This window comes from Brevibacterium atlanticum, assembly GCF_011617245.1.
Taxonomy (GTDB): Bacteria; Actinomycetota; Actinomycetes; order Actinomycetales; family Brevibacteriaceae; genus Brevibacterium; species Brevibacterium atlanticum.
This window is the reverse complement of sequence record NZ_CP050152.1, coordinates 1,852,339-1,877,087: the sequence shown is the minus strand read 5'-3', so window position 1 is coordinate 1,877,087 and position 24,749 is coordinate 1,852,339. Positions and strand designations below refer to the sequence as shown.

At 66.7% G+C, this 24,749-nt stretch carries 21 protein-coding genes and 1 tRNA gene; 8 read left to right on the top strand and 14 right to left on the bottom strand.

Annotated elements, in window-relative coordinates; translation table 11 throughout:
• Window position 1: 1 nt before the first annotated feature.
• The 12 genes from GUY23_RS08300 to guaB1 all read right to left on the bottom strand — a co-directional run bounded on the left by GUY23_RS08300 (window position 2) and on the right by guaB1 (window position 13,944).
• Window positions 2-1,345 carry a homoserine dehydrogenase gene (locus GUY23_RS08300; protein ID WP_166971377.1) on the bottom strand — a complete coding sequence of 448 codons (1,344 nt, stop codon included), beginning with the start codon at window positions 1,343-1,345 and terminating at the stop codon, window positions 2-4.
• Window positions 1,342-2,784 carry a diaminopimelate decarboxylase gene (gene lysA / locus GUY23_RS08295; RefSeq protein WP_166971375.1) on the bottom strand — a complete coding sequence of 481 codons (1,443 nt, stop codon included), beginning with the start codon at window positions 2,782-2,784 and terminating at the stop codon, window positions 1,342-1,344. Before lysA ends, GUY23_RS08300 begins: the two co-directional genes overlap by 4 nt.
• Window positions 2,784-3,563, bottom strand: coding sequence for a DALR anticodon-binding domain-containing protein (locus GUY23_RS08290; RefSeq protein ID WP_166971373.1), 780 nt, complete (start codon window positions 3,561-3,563; stop codon window positions 2,784-2,786). The genes lysA and GUY23_RS08290 overlap by 1 nt, the downstream gene beginning before the upstream one ends.
• Window positions 3,564-3,685: 122 nt before the next feature.
• Window positions 3,686-4,861, bottom strand: coding sequence for an MFS transporter (locus GUY23_RS08285; RefSeq protein ID WP_166971371.1), 1,176 nt, complete (start codon window positions 4,859-4,861; stop codon window positions 3,686-3,688).
• A gap of 45 nt (window positions 4,862-4,906) precedes the next feature.
• Window positions 4,907-7,456, bottom strand: coding sequence for an ABC transporter permease (locus GUY23_RS08280; RefSeq protein WP_166971369.1), 2,550 nt, complete (start codon window positions 7,454-7,456; stop codon window positions 4,907-4,909).
• Window positions 7,453-8,298, bottom strand: coding sequence for an ABC transporter ATP-binding protein (locus GUY23_RS08275; RefSeq protein ID WP_166971367.1), 846 nt, complete (start codon window positions 8,296-8,298; stop codon window positions 7,453-7,455). The genes GUY23_RS08280 and GUY23_RS08275 overlap by 4 nt, the downstream gene beginning before the upstream one ends.
• A 122-nt stretch (window positions 8,299-8,420) precedes the next feature.
• Window positions 8,421-8,496 (bottom strand) — tRNA-Arg (locus GUY23_RS08270).
• Window positions 8,497-8,609: 113 nt separating this feature from the next.
• Window positions 8,610-9,653: a M15 family metallopeptidase gene (locus GUY23_RS08265; RefSeq protein WP_166971365.1), complete on the bottom strand. Its 1,044-nt coding sequence runs from the start codon at window positions 9,651-9,653 to the stop codon at window positions 8,610-8,612.
• 306 nt (window positions 9,654-9,959) lie between these two features.
• Window positions 9,960-11,021, bottom strand: coding sequence for a hemolysin family protein (locus tag GUY23_RS08260; RefSeq protein WP_166971363.1), 1,062 nt, complete (start codon window positions 11,019-11,021; stop codon window positions 9,960-9,962).
• Entirely contained in the window at window positions 11,018-12,355 is a 1,338-nt protein-coding gene (locus GUY23_RS08255; RefSeq protein ID WP_166971361.1) for a hemolysin family protein, read from the bottom strand. The genes GUY23_RS08260 and GUY23_RS08255 overlap by 4 nt, the downstream gene beginning before the upstream one ends.
• The gene (locus GUY23_RS18775; protein ID WP_266096812.1) at window positions 12,355-12,477 is read right to left on the bottom strand and encodes a hypothetical protein; all 123 of its coding nucleotides are present in this window, start codon (window positions 12,475-12,477) and stop codon (window positions 12,355-12,357) included. The genes GUY23_RS08255 and GUY23_RS18775 overlap by 1 nt, the downstream gene beginning before the upstream one ends.
• Window positions 12,478-12,486: 9 nt before the next feature.
• Window positions 12,487-13,944: a GMP reductase gene (gene guaB1, locus GUY23_RS08250; protein ID WP_166971359.1), complete on the bottom strand. Its 1,458-nt coding sequence runs from the start codon at window positions 13,942-13,944 to the stop codon at window positions 12,487-12,489.
• A gap of 102 nt (window positions 13,945-14,046) precedes the next feature.
• Between guaB1 and GUY23_RS08245 the strand changes: the two genes are divergently transcribed.
• The 3 genes from GUY23_RS08245 to GUY23_RS18935 all read left to right on the top strand — a co-directional run bounded on the left by GUY23_RS08245 (window position 14,047) and on the right by GUY23_RS18935 (window position 18,553).
• Entirely contained in the window at window positions 14,047-17,793 is a 3,747-nt protein-coding gene (locus GUY23_RS08245; protein WP_166971357.1) for a multifunctional oxoglutarate decarboxylase/oxoglutarate dehydrogenase thiamine pyrophosphate-binding subunit/dihydrolipoyllysine-residue succinyltransferase subunit, read from the top strand.
• The gene (locus GUY23_RS08240; RefSeq protein WP_166971355.1) at window positions 17,790-18,404 is read left to right on the top strand and encodes a GDSL-type esterase/lipase family protein; all 615 of its coding nucleotides are present in this window, start codon (window positions 17,790-17,792) and stop codon (window positions 18,402-18,404) included. The genes GUY23_RS08245 and GUY23_RS08240 overlap by 4 nt, the downstream gene beginning before the upstream one ends.
• Before the next feature lie 74 nt (window positions 18,405-18,478).
• Entirely contained in the window at window positions 18,479-18,553 is a 75-nt protein-coding gene (locus GUY23_RS18935) for a 50S ribosomal protein bL37 (protein WP_373563657.1), read from the top strand.
• A gap of 117 nt (window positions 18,554-18,670) precedes the next feature.
• On the opposite strand, the gene rsrA is transcribed toward GUY23_RS18935, so the two are convergent.
• Window positions 18,671-18,937 carry a mycothiol system anti-sigma-R factor gene (gene rsrA / locus GUY23_RS08235; RefSeq protein ID WP_166971353.1) on the bottom strand — a complete coding sequence of 89 codons (267 nt, stop codon included), beginning with the start codon at window positions 18,935-18,937 and terminating at the stop codon, window positions 18,671-18,673.
• Window positions 18,934-19,542 carry a sigma-70 family RNA polymerase sigma factor gene (locus tag GUY23_RS08230; RefSeq protein ID WP_166971351.1) on the bottom strand — a complete coding sequence of 203 codons (609 nt, stop codon included), beginning with the start codon at window positions 19,540-19,542 and terminating at the stop codon, window positions 18,934-18,936. Before GUY23_RS08230 ends, rsrA begins: the two co-directional genes overlap by 4 nt.
• A gap of 194 nt (window positions 19,543-19,736) precedes the next feature.
• Here GUY23_RS08230 and GUY23_RS08225 point away from each other — a divergent pair, with 194 nt between their 5' ends.
• The 5 genes from GUY23_RS08225 to GUY23_RS08205 are packed head-to-tail and all read left to right on the top strand — an operon-like array spanning window position 19,737 to window position 24,687.
• Window positions 19,737-20,234, top strand: a complete 498-nt coding sequence (locus GUY23_RS08225) for a DoxX family protein (RefSeq protein ID WP_166971349.1) — start codon at window positions 19,737-19,739, stop codon at window positions 20,232-20,234.
• Window positions 20,227-21,561 (top strand): 3-phosphoshikimate 1-carboxyvinyltransferase, encoded by a 1,335-nt coding sequence (gene aroA / locus GUY23_RS08220; protein ID WP_166971347.1) that lies wholly within the window; start codon window positions 20,227-20,229, stop codon window positions 21,559-21,561. The genes GUY23_RS08225 and aroA overlap by 8 nt, the downstream gene beginning before the upstream one ends.
• Before the next feature lies 1 nt (window position 21,562).
• Complete coding sequence (gene rsgA / locus GUY23_RS08215; RefSeq protein ID WP_166971345.1) at window positions 21,563-22,621, top strand: ribosome small subunit-dependent GTPase A; 1,059 nt, start codon at window positions 21,563-21,565, stop codon at window positions 22,619-22,621.
• 9 nt (window positions 22,622-22,630) lie between these two features.
• Window positions 22,631-23,422 carry a histidinol-phosphatase gene (hisN, locus tag GUY23_RS08210; protein WP_166971343.1) on the top strand — a complete coding sequence of 264 codons (792 nt, stop codon included), beginning with the start codon at window positions 22,631-22,633 and terminating at the stop codon, window positions 23,420-23,422.
• Window positions 23,422-24,687, top strand: coding sequence for an aminotransferase class I/II-fold pyridoxal phosphate-dependent enzyme (locus GUY23_RS08205; protein ID WP_166971341.1), 1,266 nt, complete (start codon window positions 23,422-23,424; stop codon window positions 24,685-24,687). The genes hisN and GUY23_RS08205 overlap by 1 nt, the downstream gene beginning before the upstream one ends.
• Window positions 24,688-24,749: the final 62 nt, after the last annotated feature.

The window sequence follows — 24,749 nt, the reverse complement described above, 5'->3', positions numbered from 1 at the left end:
CTCACTGTCCTTCTACGCGGATCACGGATTTGACGGCGTGGACGACGGGCAGATCGCTGAGTCGATCGACCGTCTTCCTCAGTATCGAGTCGGTGTTCGAATGGGTGGCGAGCACGAGCTTGGCGTGCTGCACGCCCGCATCATCGATCTCACCGACCGTCTGGCGCATGAGCTCGATCGAGGCGCCCTCATCGGCGAAGACCTCGGACACCGCTGCCAGCACACCCGGCCGGTCGACGACGTCGAGCGTGATGTGGTACCGGGTGGTGATCGACGAGATCGGCAGGATGCGCGAGTCCGAGTGGAAGGGCCGCTCGTACTGTCCGCGTCCGCCGAGCACCTTGCGTCGGGCCACGGAGACGAGGTCGCCGAGCACGGCCGAGGCGGTCGGTGCTCCACCGGCCCCCTGTCCGTAGAACATCAGCTCACCGGCGGCTTCGGCCTCGATGAATACCGCGTTGAAGGCTCCGCGGACCGAGGCCAGGGCGTGGCTGCGGTCGAGCAGTGCGGGATAGACACGTGCCGAGAGACCCGCGCCCGTCGGGGAAGAGGCCACGCGCTCGCACACGGCCAGCAGTTTGATGACGAAGCCCTGGTCGCGGGCGGTCTGGACCATCTCCGAGGTGATCCCCTCGATGCCTTCAACGTGGACGTCATCGATCGACACCGGAGCGTGGAATGCCAGCGAGGACAGGATCGCCGCCTTCGCGGCAGCGTCGTGTCCGCCGACGTCGGCGGTCGGGTCGGCCTCGGCGAAGCCGAGCTCCTGAGCAGTCGTGAGCGCCCGGTCGAAGCCCCAGCCCTCGGAGTCCATCTGGTCGAGGATGAAGTTCGTGGTGCCGTTGACGATGCCGATGATGCGTTCGATCCGGTCCCCGGCCAGCGAATCGCCGACGGGACGGATGATCGGGATGGCCCCGGCCACGGCGGCTTCGTGCTCGAGGCGGACCCCGGCGGCGTCGGCCGTGGACATCAATTCGCCGTAGCTGGCGGCCAGCAGTGCCTTGTTCGCGGTCACCACCGACGACCCCTGCTTGAGGGCTGAGAGGATGAGTGATTTGGCCGGTTCGATCCCGCCCATGAGCTCGACGACGATGTCGGCACCGGTGATGGCCGCCTCGGCGTCGGTCGTCAGCAGTGTCGGGTCGACGCCGGGACGGGGCTTCGACGCGTCCCGGACGACGACGGCACTGAGCTCGAGCGGCGCACCGATGCGTTCGGCCAGACCGTCTGCGCGGTCCTGAATCCGTGCGGCGACCTCTGAGCCGACGACACCGCATCCGAGCACGGCAACTTTGAGTGCCTGCATATCCTCACCTTTTCCGCTGTTGAAATCGACGCTCATCTGCCCTCCGCCTCTCCCCCGGACATTCCGGGGTCGGTGGCGAACATCAGCGAGTGGTCTTCGGGCTTGACGATCCACTCAACTCTATCGGCAGCGACCGCGAGGACTCCCGGCCGGGGCAGATGGTTGTAGTTGCTGGCCAGGGAGCGGCAGTAGGCACCGGTGGAGGGCACGGCGACGAGATCGCCGGCGGCGACGTCGGCGCCCATGTATTCGTCGCGGACGATGATGTCGCCGGATTCGCAGTGCTTGCCGACGATGCGCACGATCGCCGGTTCGGCGCTCGAGGCGCGATTGGCCAGGGTGCACGAATAGTCGGCGTCGTAGAGGGCGGTGCGGATGTTGTCGCTCATTCCGCCGTCTACGGCGACATACGTCCTGATCCCGCTGTCGGTGCTCACCTGCTTGACGGTGCCGACCTCGTAGAGGGAGAACACTGCCGGGGAGACGATGGCGCGACCAGGTTCGATCGAGATCCGCGGCACGTTCGTACCCAGACCGCGGCACTCCTTGGCCACGACGGCGGCGAGCTCGGACGCCATCTCCGCCACCGGGATCGGGGTGTCCTGACTGGTGTAGCGGATGCCGAAGCCGCCGCCGAGGTCGATATCGGGCAGGTCGATTCCGTGCTCGGCCATGACCTCGGCGCGGAAGGCGAGGACTCGGGAAGCCGCGACCTGGAAACCGGAGATGTCGAAGATCTGCGAGCCGATGTGCGAGTGCAGTCCGTCGAGACGCAGGTGCGCGGAGTCGGCGACCAGCTGCGCGGCGCGGGCCGCGGTGCCGTCGGAGAGGGACAGGCCGAACTTCTGATCTTCGTGAGCGGTGGCGATGAAGTCATGCGTGTGGGCCTCGACGCCGACGGTCACCCTGAGCATGACCGGTGCGAGCTCTCCCCTGACTGCGGCGATCGCTTCGAGCCTGGCCACCTCGTCGAGGCTGTCGACGAAGATCCGCCCGACTCCGTAGTCGAGGGCGTATTCGAGTTCCGCGACGGATTTGTTGTTCCCGTGCAGACCGACTCGCTCACCGGGGACGCCGGCGGCGCGGGCGATCATCATCTCCCCCATCGAGCAGGTGTCGAGGCCGAGACCTGCTTCGTGGACCCACCGCGCCACGGCGGTGCACAGGAACGCCTTGCCGGCGTAGTAGACATCGGCGCCGGCCAGTCCCTTCTCTGTCGAGAAGGCGGCGGAGAAGGTCGAGACATAGGTCTCTGCGCGGGAGCGGAAGTCCGCAGCGTCCATGACGAGGGTGGGTGTCCCGTATTCGGCGGCAAGGTCGATCACCGAGTGGCCGGCGACTGTGAGCACGCCGTCGGCGCCCTTGTCCACATTGTCCGACCACAGACTCGGCAGCAGGGCGTTGACGTCATCGGGATAGGGCAGCCACACCGGGGCCGGGGTCGCGTGGAGCGTTCCTGCGATATGAGCGGGCATCAGATCCTCTCCGGCGCCGAGGCGCCCAGTTGTCTCAGTCCTGTCGCGAGGACGGTGATGGCGGCACTGACCAGGACGAGCCTGGATGCGTGCCGGACGGTGATGGGTTCGTCGACCGTCGGTGTGACCGGGCACCGGTGCAGCCAGTCCTCGACGGCGTCCGCGACCTCGCGCAGTGCGGTGACGAAGAGCGCCGGATCGCCGAGGCGCAGCGACCGGTCGAGGCATCCGGGGACGGCAGCGAGACCATTGAGCAGGCGGGTTTCGCTGGGGTCGACGAGGACCGAGGCGTCGCCGGTCTCGACCGTGATGCCGGCGGCATCGGCGCGGCGCCTCTCCCGAGAGGCTGCCGCATGTCCCTGTTGGAGGACGCCGACGATGTCGGCGTCGGCGGGTCGGTGGGACCACCTCGGTGCCGGTGCGACCTCTCCGTGGGCTGTGGCAGAGGTGACCGAGGAGTCTGCGGCGAGGAGGTCGAAGGCGACCCGTGCGCGGGCGGCCGGAGTCAGGGTGATGTTGATGAATCCCGGTCCGGCGACGGCGACGGCGGCCACCTCGGGACAGGTCCGCAGATGTGCGCTGATCTGCGCGGCGAGTTCCAGGCGGTGGTGAGCATCGGAGGCGGCGTACAGTGCGACTGCGCTCGTCCAGTCCCCGAGTTCCGGACGGGGCGGGGAGGTGACGGTGATGTCGGACTCCACCGGGTGAGTCGCCGTGAGATCGGTGTCGGCCAGCACCAGTGCGCGCGCGAGTGCGGTCTGCAGATCTTCCGGGGTCACTCGAACAGAGTACTCGGAGCACCGATGTCGGCACGAATCAACCGTCATCTTCGCTCTCATGACGAGACACGGTCCCGACGAGACCTCGTCGACAGGCTCAGGCATTCCGCCTCGTCGCCGCCTCAGATCGCACCCGGACGGCACGCCGCACGGCTGACGAGGAGCTTCACGACCACCGAGGCGAGCACCACGGCGAAGGCCGGGGCCACGCTGTCGAAGCTCTGGATGAGGAACGCGAAGATCAGCGGACCGGTCGCGGCCAGCAGATAACCGCCGCCCTGAACGAATCCCGACAAGGAGGCCGCCGACTCCGCGTCTCTGGAGCGCAGCGTGATGAGCGTGAGCGCCAGGGGGAATGTCGAGATTCCGATGCCCAGCAGCACCGTCCACAGCACCGGTGCGGCAGTCGGCAGCAGCCAGAGCCCGATATAGCCGACGGCCAGGCTGAGGCAGAAAGCGACGACGATGAGGTAGGCGGAGGTCAGCTTCTGCGCGAGGGCCGGCAGCACGAAGCCGAGGACCAGCGGGATGGCGGTGACGAGCGCGAGCATCGCACCGGCGAAGGCGGCGTCGAAGCCCGACCGAGTCAGCAGGGGCGGCAGCCAGGTGAAGAGGATGAAGTTGTTGAACGAGGTCAGTCCCGTCATCGTCATCAGCGCCCAGGCACGGCGGCTGCGCAGCAGCCGGGCCAGCTCGTTGCCGCCGACGACCGCAGCGGCCACCTCGGCCGACGGCGCCGGGCGGAGGAGCAGGACGACGATCCACACGCACACACCGAGGCCGGCGAAGCCGGCCCAGACGAGAAGAGAACCGCGCCAGCCGACACCGTCGGCCAGCGGCACCGCCACGAGGGGCGGGATGAACGTGCCGAACTGGAGCAGTCCGACGTGGACTGTCGACATGAGTGCCACACGGTCGGGGAAGTACGACTTGACCAGGGGCGGGAGGACGACGTTGCCGATGCCCATGCCCAGCAGCGCGAGCACGCTGAGTCCGAGGAACAGCAGCGGGGAATCGATGAGTGCCCTGACTCCGAGGCCGACCATCACCATGGCCATTGCGGCCGAGGTCAGCCCCAGGCCGGAGAAGCGGGAGTAGAGGCGCGGGGTGAGGAAGCCGCTGAGACCGTAGAGCAGCGGAGGAAGCATGCCGATGACCGCGAGGAACACCGCATCGAGGTGGATCTCTCTGCCCATGACGTCGAGCAGCGGGGAGAGACCGGTGACTCCGGGCCGCAGATTGAATGCGGCGATGACGATTCCGAGGATGATCAGAATACGAGTCCACGCAGAGTTCATGACCTCTTTCCTATCAGACCGGTGGGCCGGGCCTGCCGCGCGGGGTCAGTAGTCGAGTTTGAGACCTTCGACCGGGGACAGCCTGGCCGCGCGGCGCGCCGGGGCCAGAGCCGAGAGGATCCCGGCGACGATCGCGACGCCGAGGATGCCGATGAATGACAGCGGCGAGAAGTCGACGATGAGGTCGGTGGAGTAATCGGTGGTGAGCAGGCGGGTGCCGACGAGTCCCAGCGCACCGCCGAGGGCGAGCCCGATGAGCGCGGCGACCGACGAGATGAGCACGGCTTCGAAGGCGAGCAGGGCACGCAGCTGACCGATGCTCAGTCCCAGGGCGCGCATGAGGGCGTTCTCCCTCCGACGTTCGATGACCGAGAGGCTGACGGTGTTCGAGACGCCGATGAGGGCGATGAGGACGGAGACGAACAGCAGCGCCACGGCACCGGCGAGCATGACGTCGATGAGTTCGGAGTAGGCTCCGCGGGCGACGGCCGAACCGTCGACATCGTCGCTGGGGACATCGAGCGCCTCGGCGACCGATTGCCGGATCCGATCGATCTCGCCGACATCGACGTCATCGTCGAGGCGGATGAGCACGGCCGAGGTGGTGGCCGAGATCCCGAGCGAGTTGCCCACATCGGGCGTGGTGAAGAAGGCGAGACTCGACAGGCCCTCCCGGTGGACCGCAACGCTGCGTTCATTGAGTCCCTTCACCCGCACCGTCGCATCCGGATAGTCCTCGGGTACGACGACCCGACCGGGAACCAGATCGGCAGCGGAGTCGCCGAGGACTGTCGTCGCGGTCGCGGGGTCCAGCACGAAGACCTCCGGACGGTCGCCTTTGAACTCCTCGACCGCCTCGGCGCGGTGGGCCGACACGGCGTGCGCGACTCCGGGAATCTCCCGCACCTTCTCAAGCTGCTCGTCGTCGACGAGGCCGGACAGCGCCACGGACACATCGACGGGATAGCGCTGGTCGAGCCCGTGGCTGAGCGTCGCCTTCGTCGACATGCCGCCCACCAGGATGGTCGCGACGAGGGTCACGCCGATGATCAGCGCGGTCGCGGTGGTGGCGGTGCGGCGCGGATTGCGCAGAGTGTTCAGGGTCGCCAGCTGGCCGGGCACTCCCCACGGGCTGAACAGGACCTCACCGATCCAACCGACCACAGGTGGGATGATCTTCGCCGAGCTGACGATGAGGCCGGTGACGATGAGTCCCCCGCCGACGGCGCCGCCGATGACCCAGGCCTGAGTGGTCGAGATCGCGTAGAGCGAGACGACGATGAGCGCGACGCCGGCGATGATGAGCGCGATGCCGACGATGTGCCGCGGTCTGCTGCGTGTCGACGGCGCGAAGGAGGCGTCGAACGGCTGGAGCGCTGCGAGCGCTGTCACGGCGATCGCGCTGCGAGCGGGGCGGATCGTGGCCAGGATCGTCAGCAGCGCACCGACGGCGACACCGGCGACGAGGGCGGACGCGGGGACGGTGAGGGTGTCGTAGGGGAACTCCTCGGGCCACCACCGCACGGCGGCGGCCATCAGACCGCGGCTGACGCCGATTCCGGCGAGGACACCGACGATCGACCCGATGAGTCCGACGACGAGTCCTTCGGCGACCACCGAGGCGTACAGCTGGGCACGCGAGGCGCCGAGACATCGCAGCAGCGCAAGCTCACGACGTCGACCGGCCACGATGACCGAGAACGTGTTCGACACCACGAGGATGGCGACGACGACCGAGATGCCGGCGAAGATGAGAAGCAGCGCGGTGACCACGGCGTTGCCGCCGGAGAGCCGATCGGTCTTGACGTCCACGGCGTCGGCGACGGTGAGGACCTCGAGGCTGCCGCCGAGGTCCGAGGAGTCGACGACCGACTGCAGTTCGGAGCGCACCCGTTCGGGATCGGCACCGGCGGAGAGCGCGATCTGGATGGCGACGACGTCACCCTGCTGAGCGAAGTACTCCTGGTAGCCCGCTGCGGTCGTGAGTGCACGGTCGGTGCCGGGCAGCGCCGGGTCCTCCCCCATCTCGGCGAGGCCGACGACTGAGAAGGTGACGCTGTTGTGGCTCGGACCGCGGTAGATCGGCATGTCGTCGTCGCCGGACTCCACCGGCACCGCGTCCACGGTGAAGCGGATCTCGTCGCCGATGTCGACGCCGAGGCGCTCGGCGGTGCGGGTGTCGAGGACGAGATCGGTCGTCGAGGCGGGACGGTGGCCGGAGACGAGCGCGAAGGTGTCGAGGTTCTCATCAGCGGGAACCGGGGAGAGCGCGAAGGAGTTCTCGGAGAATTCGGTGGACCGTCCCGTGGTCACGGTCCTCGCGGAGAGGGAGGCAGAGCGGACTCCGTCGATCTCGGACATGGGCGAAAGCAGCGGGGCCGCCGAGTCCCCGCCGACGAACACATCCTGCTCGGGGATGACCGCGAGGTCGGCGTGGGAGAACGACCGCCCGACGGCGCCTTCGAGGCTCGTCTGCAGGGAGGAGTTGATGATGAGCGTTGTGGCGACGAATCCGGCGGCCAGGGCGATGCCCAGGCCGATCGCCAAGAAGCGCGCCCAGTGGATCCGGATCTGCGCCAGAGCGACAGCGATCACAAGGAGCTCAACTCGCTCAGCGCCGTCACGACGCGTTCCCGGGTGGGTTCGCGGACCTCACCGGTGGCGTGTCCGTCCTTGAGCAGAACGACGCGATGGGCGTGCGAGGCCGCCATCGGGTCGTGGGTGACCATGATGATCGTCTGGCCGTAGAGACTCGTAGCGCGGCCGAGCAGGGAGAGCACCTCGGCGCCGGCATGGGAGTCGAGATTTCCGGTGGGTTCGTCGGCGAAGATGACGTCGGGACGGGTCAGCAGCGCACGCGCCACAGCGACTCTCTGCTGCTGACCGCCCGAGAGTTCGTGCGGACGGTGTTTCAGCCTGTCGCCCAGTTCGAGCCGTTCGACGACCTCCGCCTTCCACTCTCTGTCGATCCTCTTCCTGGCCAGCGACACGGGCAGCTCGATGTTCTGCTCCGCGCTCAGCGTCGGGACGAGGTTGAAGGCCTGGAAGATGAATCCGACTCGGTCGCGGCGCAGCTGCGTCAGCTCTCGATCATTGAGGCGGGTGATGTCCTTCCCGCGCATGATGATCGACCCTGAGTCGACGCGGTCGAGTCCGGCCAGGACGTGCATGAACGTCGACTTGCCCGATCCCGAAGGGCCCATGATCGCGGTGAAGCGGCCCATCTCGAAATCGACGCTGATGTCGTCGAGAGCGTCGACAGCGGTGTCTCCGCGCCCGAAGGACTTGCGCAGATTCTTCGCCTGCAGAATCACGTCGGGAGTGGCCGAGACAGGGGTCGGCGATTCGGGCGTGGCCGAGGCGGGAGCCGAGTCGTCGGCAGAGGACGAGTCGACGGCAGGAGCCGTACGGTCGGTCTCATCGGTTCGGTTCGACATCGAGGCCTCACATCGCTTCTCACTGTTCGTCTCCGACCACCTTAGGCCCTGGCGACGTCGTCGACCACTCGATGCGGATATGCAGAACCGCCCACCTCAGCTGGTGAGATGGGCGGCGTGCGTGGTGCCCGCGACAGGATTCGAACCTACGACCTTCTGCTCCGGAGGCAGACGCTCTATCCACTGAGCTACGCGGGCAACGGATGCAATGCTATCACCGAAATGCGGCACCGCCCAAAACGACGCCGCGTGCGATCGACTCTCGATCACACGCGGCGGAAGTCGGTGCCTATCGGCTCTGAGCTCGCAGGTCAGGCGCCTTTCATGGCCTTGCGGCCGGGCACATATTCCCAGTGCCAGAGTTCGTACGAGTTGCGCTTGGCCCAGTCGGGGTTCTCCCAGCCGTACTTCTTCGCATGCGCCACCAGCCACTCATACTGCTCTCCCGAGCCGGTCTGGGTGCCACCGCCGAGGTCGAGGGCCAGGCCCCAGCCGTGATTCGACGTGCCGGGGCGTGCCGCGAAGCCCGGCTTGCGGGCAGCGACGGAGACCTGCGATTCGAGCGAGCGGTAGGAGTCGGTGACGGCGAGGTCCTTGCCGGTGTCCTTCTTGAACGCGGCATTCATCTTCGCAAACGACACGGCGGCGTCGCTGCGCAGCTTGTGGTTGCCCACGCCGATCTCGCACAGCCAGGAATCCGGGAGCTCTCCGTTGCTGACCTCACCCTTCGGGGCTTCGCCGTCGCATCCGGGCAGCACGGTCTTCGTGATCGCTCGGGAAGCGGCCTCGACCTTCGTCTGCTTCGCGCTCGGAGCACCGATCGTCATCGAGGTCTTGTCGTCTTTGTCGACCTTGATGTCGGCGGAGACGGATTCGGCCTTGATCGCCCGCGGCTGCGATTCCGCAGTCGTGTCGTCGACCTTGACTTCCTGGTTGCCGCCGAGGTTGCCGGCGACCATGACCGCCGCGATGGCGGTGCCCGTGACCGAGACGGTGGCCAGTGCGGAGAAAGTCGTGACCTGACGGCGACGAACCGAACGCAGCAGCGAACCGTCGGAACCCCGACTGCCGAGTCGGGCGGCCGCCAGCGTCGAGGTGTGTCCCGCGGGAGTCGTCACCGGCGAACCGGCGGCTTCCTTGGCCATGGCCTGACGTCGAGGCGAACCCGCTGCGGCCCTGGCCTCGGCGGCCATGGCTGCCCGGCGCGGGGACAGAGTGGTGTGAGAATCGGTGACACGTGACGGCGATGTCGCGGTCTGCTTCCTGGAGAAGATCGTCTGCGTCGATGCGTTCTGGTTGCGCAGGTCGCGCCTGCGCACAGGCGGCTCCTCGACGGTCGAGAGCTCACTCGACATAGTGCTCCATACTGTTGGCTGCGATTGTGCGGCGGGCGCCCTCCCCGGAGCGTCCCCAAAAGCTGATGTCACAACACTATAACGACCTCGTTACAGAATGTCACTTCTCCATCATGCACCGAGTGTGACCTGGGCATATGCTGTCCCAGCGATGGTCACCGAGCACTACAGATGGCCTATCTCAGGTGCCGTGGATCCCCAAGTCGTTATCATCCGTTACCAAAGTCGTTGAGGCGGTGCCCCGGCCGAAACCGGTGAACACCGCCTCAAGGCCGCCTGACCTCAGGCCGCGGACGCCGACCGGGTTCAGCTGCGGGAATCGAACCGACCCCGCTGCATGGCGTCCTGCACCTCGCCGACGAGCTCTTCGAGCACATCCTCGAGGAACAGCAGACCGAGCACCTGAGCCTGGGCATCGATGACCCTGGCGACGTGGATGCCGACTTTCTGCATCTGCGCCAGCGCCTCTTCGACCTCGTCATCGGCGGTGACCGTGAACAGCGGCCGGAACCGCTTGCCGGGGACAGGGGCGTCGAACGCGTCGTCGCTGTCGGCGTAGAGGACGTCCTTGATGTGGAGGTAGTCCCGCGGGTACCCGTCGTCGCCGACGACGAAGTAGCGCGAGAAGCCGGTCTTGCCCACGAGCGTGACGAGTTCGTTCGGGGTGACCTTGTCCGAGATCGTCACCAGCTCCGACATCGGGACCATGATGTCGGCGGCGGTCTTGTCGCTGAACTCCAGCGCCCCCTTGAGCAGTCCCGTGTCGTCGCTGAGCAGTCCTTCGCGCTTCGACTCGGCGACGATCGATTCGACCTGCTCGATCGTGTACGCCTCGTTCACCTCGTCGCGGGCCTCGATCTTGAACAGATGGAGGATCCCGTTGGCGAGACCGTTGAGCGGACGGATGACGAAGCCGAAGACACGGGCGAGGAACACCAGCGGAGTCGCCAGCACCATGATCGCCTGCCCGGAGACGGCCAGCGCAATGTTCTTCGGCACCATCTCACCGATGACGACGTGCAGGTAGGTCACGACCCCGAGGGCGAGGACGAAGGAGATGGTCGACGACAGGCCGGCCGGGATCCCGAGGCCCTCCAGCGGTCCCGCGAGCAGATGGTGGATGGCCGGTTCGGCCACATTGCCCAGCAGCAGCGAGCAGACCGTGATGCCGAGCTGACAGATCGCCAGCATCAGCGACACGTGCTCCATGGCGAACAGCGCAGTCTTCGCGGCCGAGGACCCTTCGGCCGCGCGCGGCTCGATCTGCGAGCGTTTGGCGGCGACCACGGCGAATTCGGCCGCGACGAAGAAGGAGTTGCCCAGCAGGAGGACGACCAGCCAGACCAGTCCGAACCAATCGGCGCTCATCGGCCCTCACCTTCTGACTCTGTCTCGTAAGCTGCGGCATCGGTCGCCCGCAGAACCACCCGGAGCCGTTCGATCCGACGGCCGTGCATCCGTTCGACGCGGATGAGCGCCTCATCGGTGCGCACTTGGTCCCCTGGTTCCGGGATCCGACCGAGCTCCTTGAGCACGAAACCGGCCAGGGTCTCGTAGTCGGAGTCCTCGGGGATCGAGATCCCGATCGTCGAGGAGATCTCATCGGGGCGCAGCTGACCGGGAACTATCCAGGACCCGTCCCGCGCGGGACGGGCGGCGACCCGCATCCGATCATGTTCGTCGGCGACCTCGCCGACGAGTTCTTCGACGACGTCTTCCAAGGTCACAACTCCGGCCGTACCACCGAACTCGTCGACGACCACGGCCATCTGCAGTCCGGTGGCGCGCAGTTCCATGAGCAGGGGGTCGAGCCTCTGGGTCTCCGGGATCTCCCTGACCTCGGTCATCAGACCGCCGGCATAGGCGTCGTCTCGGTTGGCCAGGGGCACCGCGAACGCCTGTTTGACGTGGACGACACCGACGATGTGGTCCTTGTCCTCTGCGGCGACGGGAAAGCGGGAGAACCCGGTCTCGCGCGCCTGTTCGATGATCTGGCGGGCAGTCGTGTCCTTCTCGACCGTCGACATGCGGGTACGCGGGGTCATGACGTCCTCGGCGGTGCGTTCGGAGAAGCTCAGCGTCCGCTCGAGCAGGTCAGCGGTCTGTTCGTCGAGCATGCCTTCGTCTGCCGAGTGTCGAACGAGGGAGGTCAGCTCCTCCGGGGACCGTCCGACCGAGCCCTCCTCCTGCGGTTCGATACCCATCGACATGAGGATCTTGTTGGCCGTGCCGTTGAGCACGGCGATGATCGGCTTGAAGACGATCGAGAATACGTACTGGATCGGTGCGGCGATCCGCCCGGTGGCCAGGGGGACCGCGATCGCGAGATTCTTCGGCACCAGCTCGCCGAAGATCATCGATCCCACGGTGGAGATGATGAGGGCGATCGTCAGAGCCAACGGCGCCGCGAGCCCGGGGCCGACGCCCCAGGCCTCGAACACCGGTGCCAGCAGCTTGCCCAGCGACGGCTCCATGAGATAACCGGTGAGCAGAGTCGTGATCGTGATGCCCACCTGAGCTGCGGAGAGCTGGGTGGACAGGTGCGTCATCGACTGCCGCAGCGTCTTCGCGCCGACGACCCCGTCTTCGACGGCCTTGTCCGCAGTGTGCCGATCGAGGGTGAGGAGGGAGAATTCAGCCGCGACGAAGACGCCGGTGCCGAGGATGAGGATCAGCGCGAGAGCGAGGAACAGCCATTCCATCAGCGGCGATCCCCGCCGATCGCGGTGTCGGGAACCAAGTGGGTGAAGGGAGTGACCCTCACGGGGTGAGGGTCGTCATCTGGGGCGCCGGCTTCCCGCCGGCCGGGACTGTCACTGGTCATGAAGAGATCTTACCAACTTCCCGACAGCGGACGGCCCTCTTCGTATCCGGCGGCGCTCTGTACGCCGACTGCGGCGCGCTGGGCGAATTCGCCGAGGTTGCGCGCCCCCGCGTAGGTGAACGAGCTGCGCACGCCCGAAGTGATCCCGTCGAGCAGATCTTCGACGCCGGGAGACTGCGGGTCGATGTACATCGTGGACGAGGAGATTCCCTCCTCGAACAGCCCCTTCCGGGCGCGTGAGAACGCCGATTCGGTGCGGGTGCGGTTGGCCACCGCGCGTGCGGAGGCCATGCCGAAGCTCTCCTTGTACTTACGTCCCTCGCCGTCGACGAGGAGGTCGCCGGGAGACTCATGGGTCCCGGCGAACCACGAACCGACCATCACCTGTGACGCACCTGCGGCCAGCGCCAGTGCGACGTCGCGGGGATAGCGGACCCCGCCGTCGGCCCAGACATGGGCACCGAGCTCACGGGCCGCCTCAGCGCATTCGAGCACCGCGGAGAACTGCGGGCGGCCGACCGCGGTCATCATCCGAGTCGTGCACATCGCACCCGGGCCGACACCGACCTTGACGATCTGCGCGCCCGCGGAGACGAGGTCGCGCACTCCCTCGGCCGTGACGACGTTGCCGGCCACGATCGGCACGCCGAGGTCGGCGTTCGCGATCGTCTGGAGCACGTCGATCATCTTCGCCTGGTGTCCGTGGGCAGTGTCGATGACGAGCACGTCAGCACCGGCTTCGACCAGAGTCTTCGCACGATCGAGAGCGGCGCCGTTGACGCCGATGGCCACGGCGATCTTCAGCCGGCCCTCGGCATCGAGGTTCGGCGTGTAGATCGACGACCGCAGCAGTGCCTTCGGGGTCAGGCTGCCGAGCACGATGCCGTCATCGTCGACGACGGCGGCGAACTCAGCCCTCGCCTCGGTCATCGATTCGAAGAGCGCCTCGAGCCGCTCGTCGTCGGCCCAGTCGATCTCACCGGCGCGGATCACATGCGGCGAGGACACGAGGAGCTCGGAGACCGAGGTGAAGCGATCGACTCCGCGCAGATCGGCGGCGTCGATGATGCCCTCGAGGCGTCCTGACCGGTCGACGACCACGCCGAAGCCGTGGGGACGCTTGGCCAGAACATGGAGAGCGTTGAGCACGGTGTCCTCCGGGGAGAAGCGCAGGGCGGATTCGAAGATCCGGTCCCGACTCTTCACCCACTCGATCGTCTCGCGTGCCGCAGTCAGCGGAATGTCCTGCGGTAGCACCGCGAGGCCGCCTCGGCGGGCCATCGTCTCGGCCATCCGCCGTCCGGAGACGGCCGTCATGTTCGCGGCGACGAGCGGAGTCGTCGAGCCCGTCGGATCGGTCGTCGCGAGGTCGACGTCGAAGCGCGAGGTCAGCGCCGACGAGTTCGGGACGAGGAAGACATCGGAGTAGGTGAGATCGCTGCTGGGATCATTTGAGATGAAACGCATAACACTATTGTCCCTTATGTGCACTTTGCGGGGCACATCGCGTTAGGCTGGGAGTTGTCGTTAAGCAGCAAGTCTTGAATCAGGAAGTAGGCGATCAACGCCGTGTCCGTCAATACTCCGAACCGCACCGTTGAAGACTTCGGGTCCAACGAGTGGTTGGTCGAGGAATTGTATGAGCAGTACAAGTCAGATAAGAATTCGGTCGACAAGTCCTGGTGGCCGTTCTTCGACAAGTACGAGAAGAACAGCGGCGGTCAGAACGCTGCTGCCCAGTCGGCTGAGAAGTCCGGCACGAAAGCTGCCGAGAAGTCCTCGGCGCAGAAGTCCGCTCCGAAGTCGGAGCCCAAGGCCTCTGCTCCCGCGCAGGCCCCTGCCGCGCCGCGCGAGACCTCGCGCGGCGTCTCGCCCTCATCGGCCGAGTCCGAGACGCTGAAGGCCGAGACGAAGTCCGTTCCGCAGGTCACCCCGAAGGAGACGGCCCCGCAGCCGGAGCCCGAAGAGACGATCACTCCCCTGCGCGGTCCTGCGAAGCTCATCGCGAAGAACATGGACGAGTCCATCGAAGTCCCCACCGCCACCTCGGTGCGGGCACTGCCTGCCAAGGCGCTCATCGACAACCGGATCGTCATCAACTCCCACCTCAAGCGCACCCGCGGCGGGAAGGTCTCCTTCACCCACCTCATCGGCTATGCCGTCATCCGCGCGCTGCAGAACTTCCCATCGCAGAACGTCTCCTATGACATCCGCGACGGCAAGCCTGTGATGGTCTCGCCCGCCCACATCAACTTCGGCCTCGCCATCGACGTCCCGAAGAAGGACGGCACCCGCACTCTGCTCGTGCCGAATGTCAAGAAGGCCGAGACGCTGACCTTCCGCCAGTTCGTCGATGCCTACGACGGACTCGTCGACAAGGCCCGCAAGGGCAAGCTCACTGCTGACGACTTCGCCGGCACCACGGTTTCGCTGACCAACCCGGGCGGCATCGGCACCGTGCACTCGGTGCCGCGGCTGACAAAGGGCCAGGGCTGCATCATCGGCGTCGGCGCGCTGGACTACCCGGCGGAATTCCAGGGTGCGAGCCAGAAGACCATCAACGATCTGGCCGTATCCAAGGTCCTGACCATGACCTCGACCTACGATCACCGCGTGATCCAGGGCGCCGGTTCGGGTGAGTTCCTCAAGCTCGTCCACAGCTACCTGCTCGGTGAGGACGGCTTCTACGACGACGTCTTCGAGTCGCTGCGCCTGCCGTACGAACCGGTCCGCTGGGTTCCCGACGTCTCCGCCGAGGACCAGGACGATGTCAACAAGACCGCGCGCGTCATCGAGCTCATCGATGCCTACCGCACCCGCGGCCACCTCATGGCCAATATCGACCCCCTGGTCTACCGTCAGCGTTCGCACCCGGACCTCGACATCAACCAGCACGGTCTGACCCTGTGGGACCTCGAGCGCGAGTTCCCCACCGGCGGATTCGGTGCGAAGCCGATGATGCCCTTCCGCAGCATCCTCGGTCTTCTGCGCGAGAGCTACTGCCGGACCATCGGCTTCGAGTACATGCACATCGCCGATCCCGTGCAGCGCCGCTGGTTCCAGGCGAAGATCGAGGTTCCCCACCAGGAGCTGACCCGATCCGAGCAGGGACACATCCTCGGCCGGCTCAACGCCGCGGAAGCATTCGAGACCTTCCTGCAGACGAAGTACATCGGGCAGAAGCGCTTCAGCCTCGAAGGCGGAGAGTCCGCGATCGTCCTCCTCGACGAGATCCTCAACCAGTCCGCTGACACCGGACTCGACGAGGTCGCCATCGGCATGGCCCACCGCGGACGCCTCAACGTGCTCACGAACATCGCCGGCAAATCATATGCGCAGATCTTCCGCGAGTTCGACGGCACCATGTCTCCCGACACCGTGCAGGGCTCAGGCGACGTGAAGTACCACCTCGGCACCCAGGGCTCGTTCACCTCGCCCTCGGGCAACACCACCGGCGTGTACGTCGCCGCGAACCCCAGCCACCTCGAGACCGTCGACCCGGTCCTCGAAGGCATCGTGCGCGCGAAGCAGGACCTCGTCGATCAGGGCGAAGCCGGCTTCACGGTGTTGCCGGTCCTCGTGCACGGCGATGCCGCCTTCGCCGGCCAGGGAGTCGTCACCGAGACGCTCAACCTCTCGGAGCTGCGCGGCTACCGCACCGGCGGAACCGTCCATGTCATCATCAACAACCAGGTCGGGTTCACGACTCCCCCCGCCTCGGCACGGTCGTCCTTCTACTGCACCGACGTGGCGAAGTCGATCAACGCCCCGATCTTCCATGTCAACGGCGATGACCCCGAGGCGGTCGTGCGGGCGGCTCGCCTGGCGTTCGAGTACCGCCAGGAGTTCAACCGCGACGTCGTCATCGACCTCGTCTGCTACCGCCGCCGCGGTCACAACGAGGGCGACGACCCCTCGATGACGCAGCCGCTGATGTACTCGCTCATCGAGAAGAAGGGATCGGTGCGCAAGCTCTACACCGAGTCCCTCGTGGGCAGGAAGTGCATCACCGACGAAGAGGCCGCCGAGGCGCTCAAGGACTACCAGTCGAAGCTGGAGTCCGCGTTCGCCGAGACGAAGGAAGCCGAGACCGGACCCTACGACGGCGAGGCCTTCAACGCTCCTTACGAGCCCAGCGACATCGAGAGCCACAACGATGCCGAGACCGCGATCAGCCCCGAGACGCTCACCCGCATCGGCGAGGCCTTCGTCGAGGTGCCCGAGGGCTTCACGATCCACAAGAAGCTGCGGGCTCTGCTGGAGAAGCGCAAGGAGATGGCGCTCTCGGGCGGCATCGACTGGGGCTTCGCCGAGCTCATCGCCTTCGGTTCGCTGCTCATGGACGGTGTGCCCGTACGTCTGGCCGGCCAGGACTCCCGCCGCGGCACCTTCGTCCAGCGCCATTCTGTGCTCATCGACTCGATCAACGGCAACGAATGGACCCCGCTGCAGAACCTCACCGAGGATCAGGCACGCTTCTGGGTCTACGATTCGCTGCTGAGCGAATACGCGGCCGTCGGCTTCGAGTACGGGTACTCCGTCCAGCGCAAGGACGCCCTCGTGGCCTGGGAGGCCCAGTTCGGCGACTTCGCCCAGGGCGCCCAGTCGGTCATCGACGAGTTCATCTCCTCGTCCGAGCAGAAGTGGCAGCAGAACTCCGGTGTCGTCATGCTTCTGCCCCATGGCTACGAGGGGCAGGGCCCCGACCACTCCTCGGGACGCATCGAGCGCTACCTGCAGCTGTGCGCGGAGTCGAACATGACGGTGGCTCAGCCGTCGTCCGGTGCGTCGTACTTCCACCTGCTGCGTCGGCACGCCGCTGCGTCGAACAAGCGGCCGCTCATCGTCTTCACACCGAAGTCGATGCTCCGGCTCAAGGCCGCCGCGAACTCGCCGGAGGACTTCACCTCCGGTCGGTTCGAAGCCGTCGTCGACGACACCGACGTCGATGCCGCTCAGGTCGACCGCGTCGTGCTCGTGTCCGGCAAGCTCTACTGGGAGCTCAAGGCCAAGCGCGAGGCGGACAATGACACGAAGATGGCACTCGTCCGCCTCGAGCAGCTCTACCCGCTCGACGAGGCGGCCATCACCGCCGTCCTCGATCGCTTCCCGGCCGACGCCGAGATCGTCTGGGCTCAGGAGGAGCCGGAGAACCAGGGCGCATGGCCGTTCATGGCGATGAACCTGCCGCAGCTGCTCGGCGACCGCCCCGTCACCGTCATCGCGCGCGCCGCCTCCGCAGCCACCTCGACGGGTCTCAAGCACTTCCATGAGGCCCAGCAGAAGGATCTCGTCGAACGGATCTTCACCCGGTGAGCAGCGACACGACCACAACCATCGCCGTGGTCGGCGGCCCTCTGGTCGCCGGCCACGGTGACGGCCGTGGTCTCGGATGGGTCGGTCGGGTGACGGCCAGGACCCTGCCGAGTCTGCCCGACCTCAAGGTCTATCCGCTGGCCGTTCCCCGTGAGGACTCCGCCGAGCTCCACGCTCGCACCATCGCCGAGGCGTCCCTGCGGTTCACCCCGGACGGGGACAATCGTCTGGTGCTGGCCTTGGGCTCCGGCGATCTCGATTCGGGTCGTTCGGTGGCCAGGGCCCGCCTCGATGTGGCCAACGTCCTCGACGAGGCTCTGGCCCGGAAGGTCTCGACCTTCGTGCTCGGACCTCCGCCCGAACACGACGGCGACCGCAATCGACGCATCGCCGAACTCAACACGAGCTTCTCCGATGTGGCCAAGCGACGCGGCATCACCTACGTCGACGCGTTCACTCCCCTGCTCGGACACCCTGTCTGGCAGCGTGAACTCGCATCCTCACGGGATCATCTGCCCGCACAAGAGGGCTACGGGCTGCTGGCCTGGCTGGTCCTCCACCGCGGATGGTTCAGCTGGCTGGGCGTCCGCGACGTCCTCGGCGACAACTGAGCGATCCCACGCTCGCGTCTTTGCCCTGTCAGGGCGAACATGAGAGAATTAACCGTCTATCGAAGGAGAACACTATGAGCAAGCGTGGCCGTAAGCGTCGCGATCGCCGTCGCAACAAGGCGAACCACGGCAATCGTCCGAACAGCTGATGCGCTGATTCGTTCAGTACACGACGAGGGCGGGAAGAGATCGAATCTCTTCCCGCCCTCGTCGTCTCTGCGAGCCTGATCAGGCCGGCCGAGTCAGTTCGATCACTCCGACCCGGATCAGCTCTGCCACATCGTCTGTTCGAGAGCGATCCGCTGCCGGATCTTCTCGCGCAGACCCATCGGGGCTCGATCATGGCTGCACGAACGTCGCACCAATTCCTTGAGCAGCGCTTCGATCTCGTACTCGTCGTGGCACGACGGGCACTGTTCGAGGTGGATCGAGATCTCACGGATCTCGGTCGTCGTCAGCTCGCCGTCGAGGTAGTGGTAGATGCGCATCAGGGATTCGGTCCTGACGCTTTCGCAGCATCCTTCGTCGCTCATTTCGCACCTCCCTCGGGATTCGCGAAACCGCGGTCGGCGGCGTAGTCGGCCAACATCTCCCGCAGCTGCCGTCGCCCACGGTGCAGACGCGACATCACGGTGCCGATCGGTGTGTCCATGATCTCGGCGATCTCTTTGTACGGCAGCCCTTCGACATCGGCATAGTAGACGACCATGCGGAAGTCCTCGGGCAGCGCCGACAGCGCGTCTTTGACGTCGGAGTCGGGCAGGTGATCGAGTGCCTCGAGCTCCGCGGAGCGTCCTCCCGAGGACGAATGGCTGTCGGCCTGGGCGATCTGCCAGTCCTCGATGTCCTCGCTGCCGTGCTCCTTCGGCTGCCGCTGCTTCTTGCGGTAGTTGTTGATGAAGGTGTTCGTGAGGATCCGGTACAGCCACGCTTTGAGGTTCGTTCCGGGCTTGTATTGGTGGAAGGCGGCATAGGCCTTCGCGTACGCCTCTTGGACCAGGTCCTCGGCATCGGCAGGATTGCGGGTCATCCGCAGAGCAGCCGCGTAGAGCTGGTTGACATATTCCAGAGCATCGCGCTCGAAACGCTCCGACCTCTCGGCCGCCGTTTCGGGGACTTCTTTGACTGATTCGGTCATCGCAGTCAATGGTACGCCCGTTCTCTCTAGGACGGCAGTGGCACTCATAGACCTTCCCTTCTGCCGATCGTTGCCAGGCGGGTCCGACCCGCCTCGTGTCTTCACCGTCTGTAACATCGTCCCGAGGTGCCACTATTCCCCGAACAGCAGTTATGCTTGCCAGTGAGATGCCCGCCACTCAAGGAAGGACCACAGTGTCTCCCATCCGTTTCATCGCACGGCCCATGTTGGCCGCCGGATACCTCCTCAACGGCGTCGACCGTCTGCGTCGGCCCGAAGCCGCAGCCGCTTCGGTCACTCCTCTTCTCAACCAGGCCCGCAAGCAGATCGATGTGCCCGTGGATGCGACGACCCTCGCACGCGCCACCGGTGTGGCACAGGTCGCCGCCGGCTCGCTTCTGGCCATCGGCCGCTTCCCGCGCATCAGCGCCACGATCCTCGTGGGCACTTACCTGCTCGACACCGTCGGAGAGCGCCTCGCGGCCGAGAAGACGACCTCGAAGGAGGAGAAGAAGGCCCGCAACGAGCGGACGCTGCTGCGGACCTCGATGCTCGGCGGTGCTCTGCTGGCCAGCGTCGACACCGCTGGACGCCCCGGACTGTGGTGGCGCACCCAGCATGCCGCCGAGGACCTCTGGTCAAGCGTCGAAGACACCTCCAAGCAGGCGCTGAACGCACTCGGAGTTGACTGACATCCCCACGCAGACTCCCCCGGCGACCGGCGACTGGCAGGCACCAGTCGCCGGTTCGTCCATCACCGCCGCCGTCACCGTTCCCGGATCGAAATCGCTGACGAACCGCTATCTCGTCCTCGCCGCCCTCGCCCAGTCCGGATCCGATCTCAAGGGCTGGCTGCGCAGCCGCGACACTCTGCTCATGATCGAGGCGCTGCGCGCGCTCGGAGCCGACATCGACGACGACGGAGATGTCCTCCACATCGAGCCGATCGACTTCGCCGCGGCCGCGGATTCACCCGCCGAGGCGGCCGAGCCGATCACGATCGACTGTGGTCTCGCCGGGACCGTCATGCGCTTCATCCCGCCGCTGGCCGCCCTGACCGGACGCGAAGTCGTCCTCGACGGCGATGAGCAGGCCCGGGTGCGACCGATGTCGGTGACCGTGGACTCGCTGAGCCGCCTCGGCGCATCGATCACCTCCGCAGACGGCCTGCTGCCGCTGTCCATCCGTCCCAGCGCCCAGCTGCGCGGCGGTCACCTCGAAATCGACGCCAGCGCCTCGAGTCAATTCGTCTCCGGACTGCTGCTGGCCGCCCCCGTCATGCCGTTGGGGCTCGAACTCATCAACACCGGCACCGGCGTGCCCAGCCGCACCCATGTCGACATGACCCTCGAGGTGCTCAGGGACGCCGGGGTCGACATCAGCGAACCCGAACCGGAACGGTGGATCGTCGAACCCGGCCTGCCGCGGGGACTCGACGTCCTCGTCGAACCGGATCTGTCCAACGCGGCCGCCTTCGCCGCCGCCGCTGTGGCCACTGACGGAACGGTCACGATCACCGACTGGCCGGTCCACACCACACAGGCCGGAGACGGCTTCCGCGACATCGCCGAGGCCTTCGGCGCGCAGGCGATCCTCGATCGAGACGGACTGCACGTCACCGGGCCCTCCGCACTTCGTGCCGTCGACCTCGACCTCTCCGCGGTCGGAGAGCTCACCCCTGTCGTCGCGGCATTGGCCGGGCTGGCCGAGGGCACCTCGCAGCTGCGCGGAATCGGCCACCTGCGCGGACACGAAACGGATCGTCTGGCCGCGCTGACACGCGAACTGAGCGCCGTCGGCGTCGACGTCGTCGAACACCCCGACGCGCTGACGATCACCGGCGGCGCCGAACTGCGTCCGGCTCTCTGGCACACCTATCATGACCATCGCATGGTCATGGCCGGGGCGATCCTCGGTCTCCGCATCGAGGGCCTGACCATCGAGAACGCAGGCACCGTGGCCAAGACCCTGCCCGCATTCACCCAGCTGTGGGAAGCCATGACCTCTCCCGGGGCCTGAGATGGCGAAGATCTACCGCGACGAGGACTACCGACCGCGACCGAACCGTCGCGGCTCCCGCCCTCGCACGAAGAACCGACCCGACCACAGCGACGCCGTGACCGGCATGGTCACCGCCGTCGACCGTGGGCGCTACCGGGTCATCCTCGCCGACAGGTCCGGCGGCTTCACCTCCCCCACTCACGTGCGCGGAGGAAAGGGGAAGAAGGACCGACGAGCCACCTCGGTGACGGCGGTGCGCGCCTCCGGCCTGCGGAAGCAGGCGATCGTGCCCGGTGACATCGTCCGCCTCGTCGGCGACACCTCTGGACAGGAGGGTTCCCTGGCCCGGCTCGTCGAGATCGTGAAGCGGCGGAATCTGCTCCGCCGCAGCGCCGATGACACGGACCCGACCGAACGTGTCATCGTCGCCAATGTCGACGTCATGGGAATCGTCACCGCGACCATGGACCCGGAACCCTCCTACGGACTCATCGACCGGGCCCTCGTCGCCGCATACGATGCGGACATCGAGCCCCTGCTCATCGTCACCAAGACGGACCTGGCTTCGGCCGAGGAGATCCGCCGCCGGTTTGCCGCCAGCGGTGTCGACATCGTCGAATCGGCCATCGGAGGCGAGCACAACACCGTCGACGCCGAGGTGCTCGAGCGGCTCACCGGTCGGATCAGCGTCCTCGTCGGCCATTCGGGAGTCGGCAAGTCCACGCTGACCAATGCGCTCGTGCCCGCCGCCGAGCGCGCGACCGGCCACGTCAACGACGTCACGGGTCGCGGACGCCACACCTCCTCCTCGGCCGTCTGCCTCCCCCTCGACGGCGGAGGCTGGCTCATCGACACCCCCGGTGTGCGCAGCTTCGGCCTCGCCCATGTCGACCGGGAGACACTGCTGTCGGCCTTTCCCGAACTCGTCGAGGCCATTGCGGACTGCCCGCGCGGCTGCACTCATCTTCCCGACTCCCCCGGCTGCCGACTCGACGAGTGGGTGGCGGCCGACCGGGCCGGAGCGGGCGGCGTCTCACGGCTGGAGTCGCTGCGCAGGCTGCTGCCTCCGACTGGATAGGCTGAGGGCATGAACGACCTCGACCTGGCGAGCGAACTCGCCGATCTCGCCGACGACATCAGCCTGGCCCGATTCACCGCTCAGGACTTCACTGTCGAGACCAAACCCGACCTCACTCCGGTCACCGAATGCGACCGCGCCGTCGAGCAGGCGATCATGGCCCGGATCGAGCAGGAACGGCCCGACGACAGCGTCCTCGGGGAGGAATTCGGCTCCCACGGTCAGTCACCTCGGCGTTGGATCATCGACCCGATCGACGGAACGAAGAACTTCGTCCGCGGCGTGCCCGTATGGGCCACGCTCATCTCCCTCTACGACGGTGAGACCCCGCTGCTGGGGATGGTCTCGGCCCCGGCACTCGGCCGGCGCTGGTGGGCCGAACGCGGTAAGGGAGCCTTCGCCTCGGTGCTGGGAGCACCCGCGAAGCGGATCTCGGTGTCCGAGGTCGACCGGCTCGCCGACGCTTCCCTGTCGTATGCGTCGCTGTCGGGATGGAAGGAACTGGGTGCCTTCGACGGGTTCCTCGAACTCTGCGAGAGCCTGTGGCGGACCCGCGGATACGGGGATTTCTACTCGTATATGCTGCTGGCCGAGGGAGCCGTCGACCTCGCCTGCGAACCCGAATTGGCCCTGTACGACATGGGTGCGCTCGTGCCCATCGTGCTCGAGGCCGGGGGCACGTTCACGAACACGGCGGGCGTGCCCGGGCCCTTCGGCGGCAATGCCGTGGCCAGCAACTCCCGCCTCCACGAGGCGGCGCTCGACCTGCTCGGTCGGGTCGAACCGAAGGAGATCTCCTGATGCCGGATGTCCGCAGGGCTGATCTGTGGCACGCAATGGCCGAGTCCGCAGGGCTGACGAATCCCGATGGGTCGATCGGTGAGACGATCTACGGGCAGATGACCAAGCTCGCCGCCCGCGTGGGAGCGATCAACCTCGGCCAGGGCGCGCCGGGTACGGAGCCGCCTCCCGAACTCATCGACGCCACCACCGAGGCGATGCGCGCCGGGTTCAACCAGTATGCCCCGGGCCAGGGTTTCCCTCAGCTGCTCGAGGCCGTCGCAGCACAGCGCGGACGGGACTTCGCGCAGCGCGTCGACCCCGCCGAGGTGCTCTACACCGCCGGTGCCACTGAAGGACTGACGGCGGCGATCCTCGCCCTCCTGCCCCGCGGCGGTGCCGTCCTCGCGTTCGAACCGTTCTATGACTCCTACCCGGCGGCGATCACCGCGGCCGGAGGCAGCCTGCACACCGTGCCGATCCTGCCCGACGGCAACGGCGGATTCGCCCCGGACTGGGAGCTCTTCGACCGCGTCGTGGCCGAGACCCGACCGGCGATCATCCTCGTCAACACCCCGCACAATCCCACGGGCTATCTCTTCACCGCCTCCGAGCTCGCCCACATCGGGGCGGCCGCCGACGAAGTCGATGCCTGGGTGCTGACCGACGAGGTCTACGAACAGCTCGTGCTCACCGAACAGGGACATGTCCCGCCGGCAGTCGCGATCGCGGATCGCGATCGGGTGGTCACCGTCTCCTCGGCCGGCAAATCGTGGAACACCACCGGGTGGAAAGTCGGCTGGGTCATCGCGGCTCGCGAGGTGCGCGAAGCCATCCAGGCGGTCAAGCAGTTCCTCACATTCACCGCCGGCGGGCCGATGCAGATCGGTGTGGCCCGGCTGCTTAACGGGGACTCTCACTTCGTTGAGGACAATCGGGCCTCTCTGGCCGCCCGCGCCGAGGTGCTGGTGCCCGCCTGCAGGACGGTGCCGGATGCGATCTCCTCCACCCCGCGTGCCGGATACTTCACTGTGATGGACTTCTCCGCCCTGACGGATCTCGATGCCTTCGCGCTCAATGACCTGCTTGCTCGCGAGTTCTCACTCGTGGGCATTCCGGTGCCAGCGCTCTGTCGGCAGGGAAGCCCGGCATATGAGGCCTACCGGTCCTCGATCCGGTATTCGTTCTGCAAGTCCGTTGAGGACGTCGACAAGGGCGCTCAGCAGTTCATCGCGCTCGGCGAGCACCTCCGGGATCATCCCGACGCGCTGAGGTCTGTGCACTGAGGGGAGAACCGCGGCGCACAACGGCAGAAGGGGCGACCACGCGCTGCGTGGTTCGCCCCTTC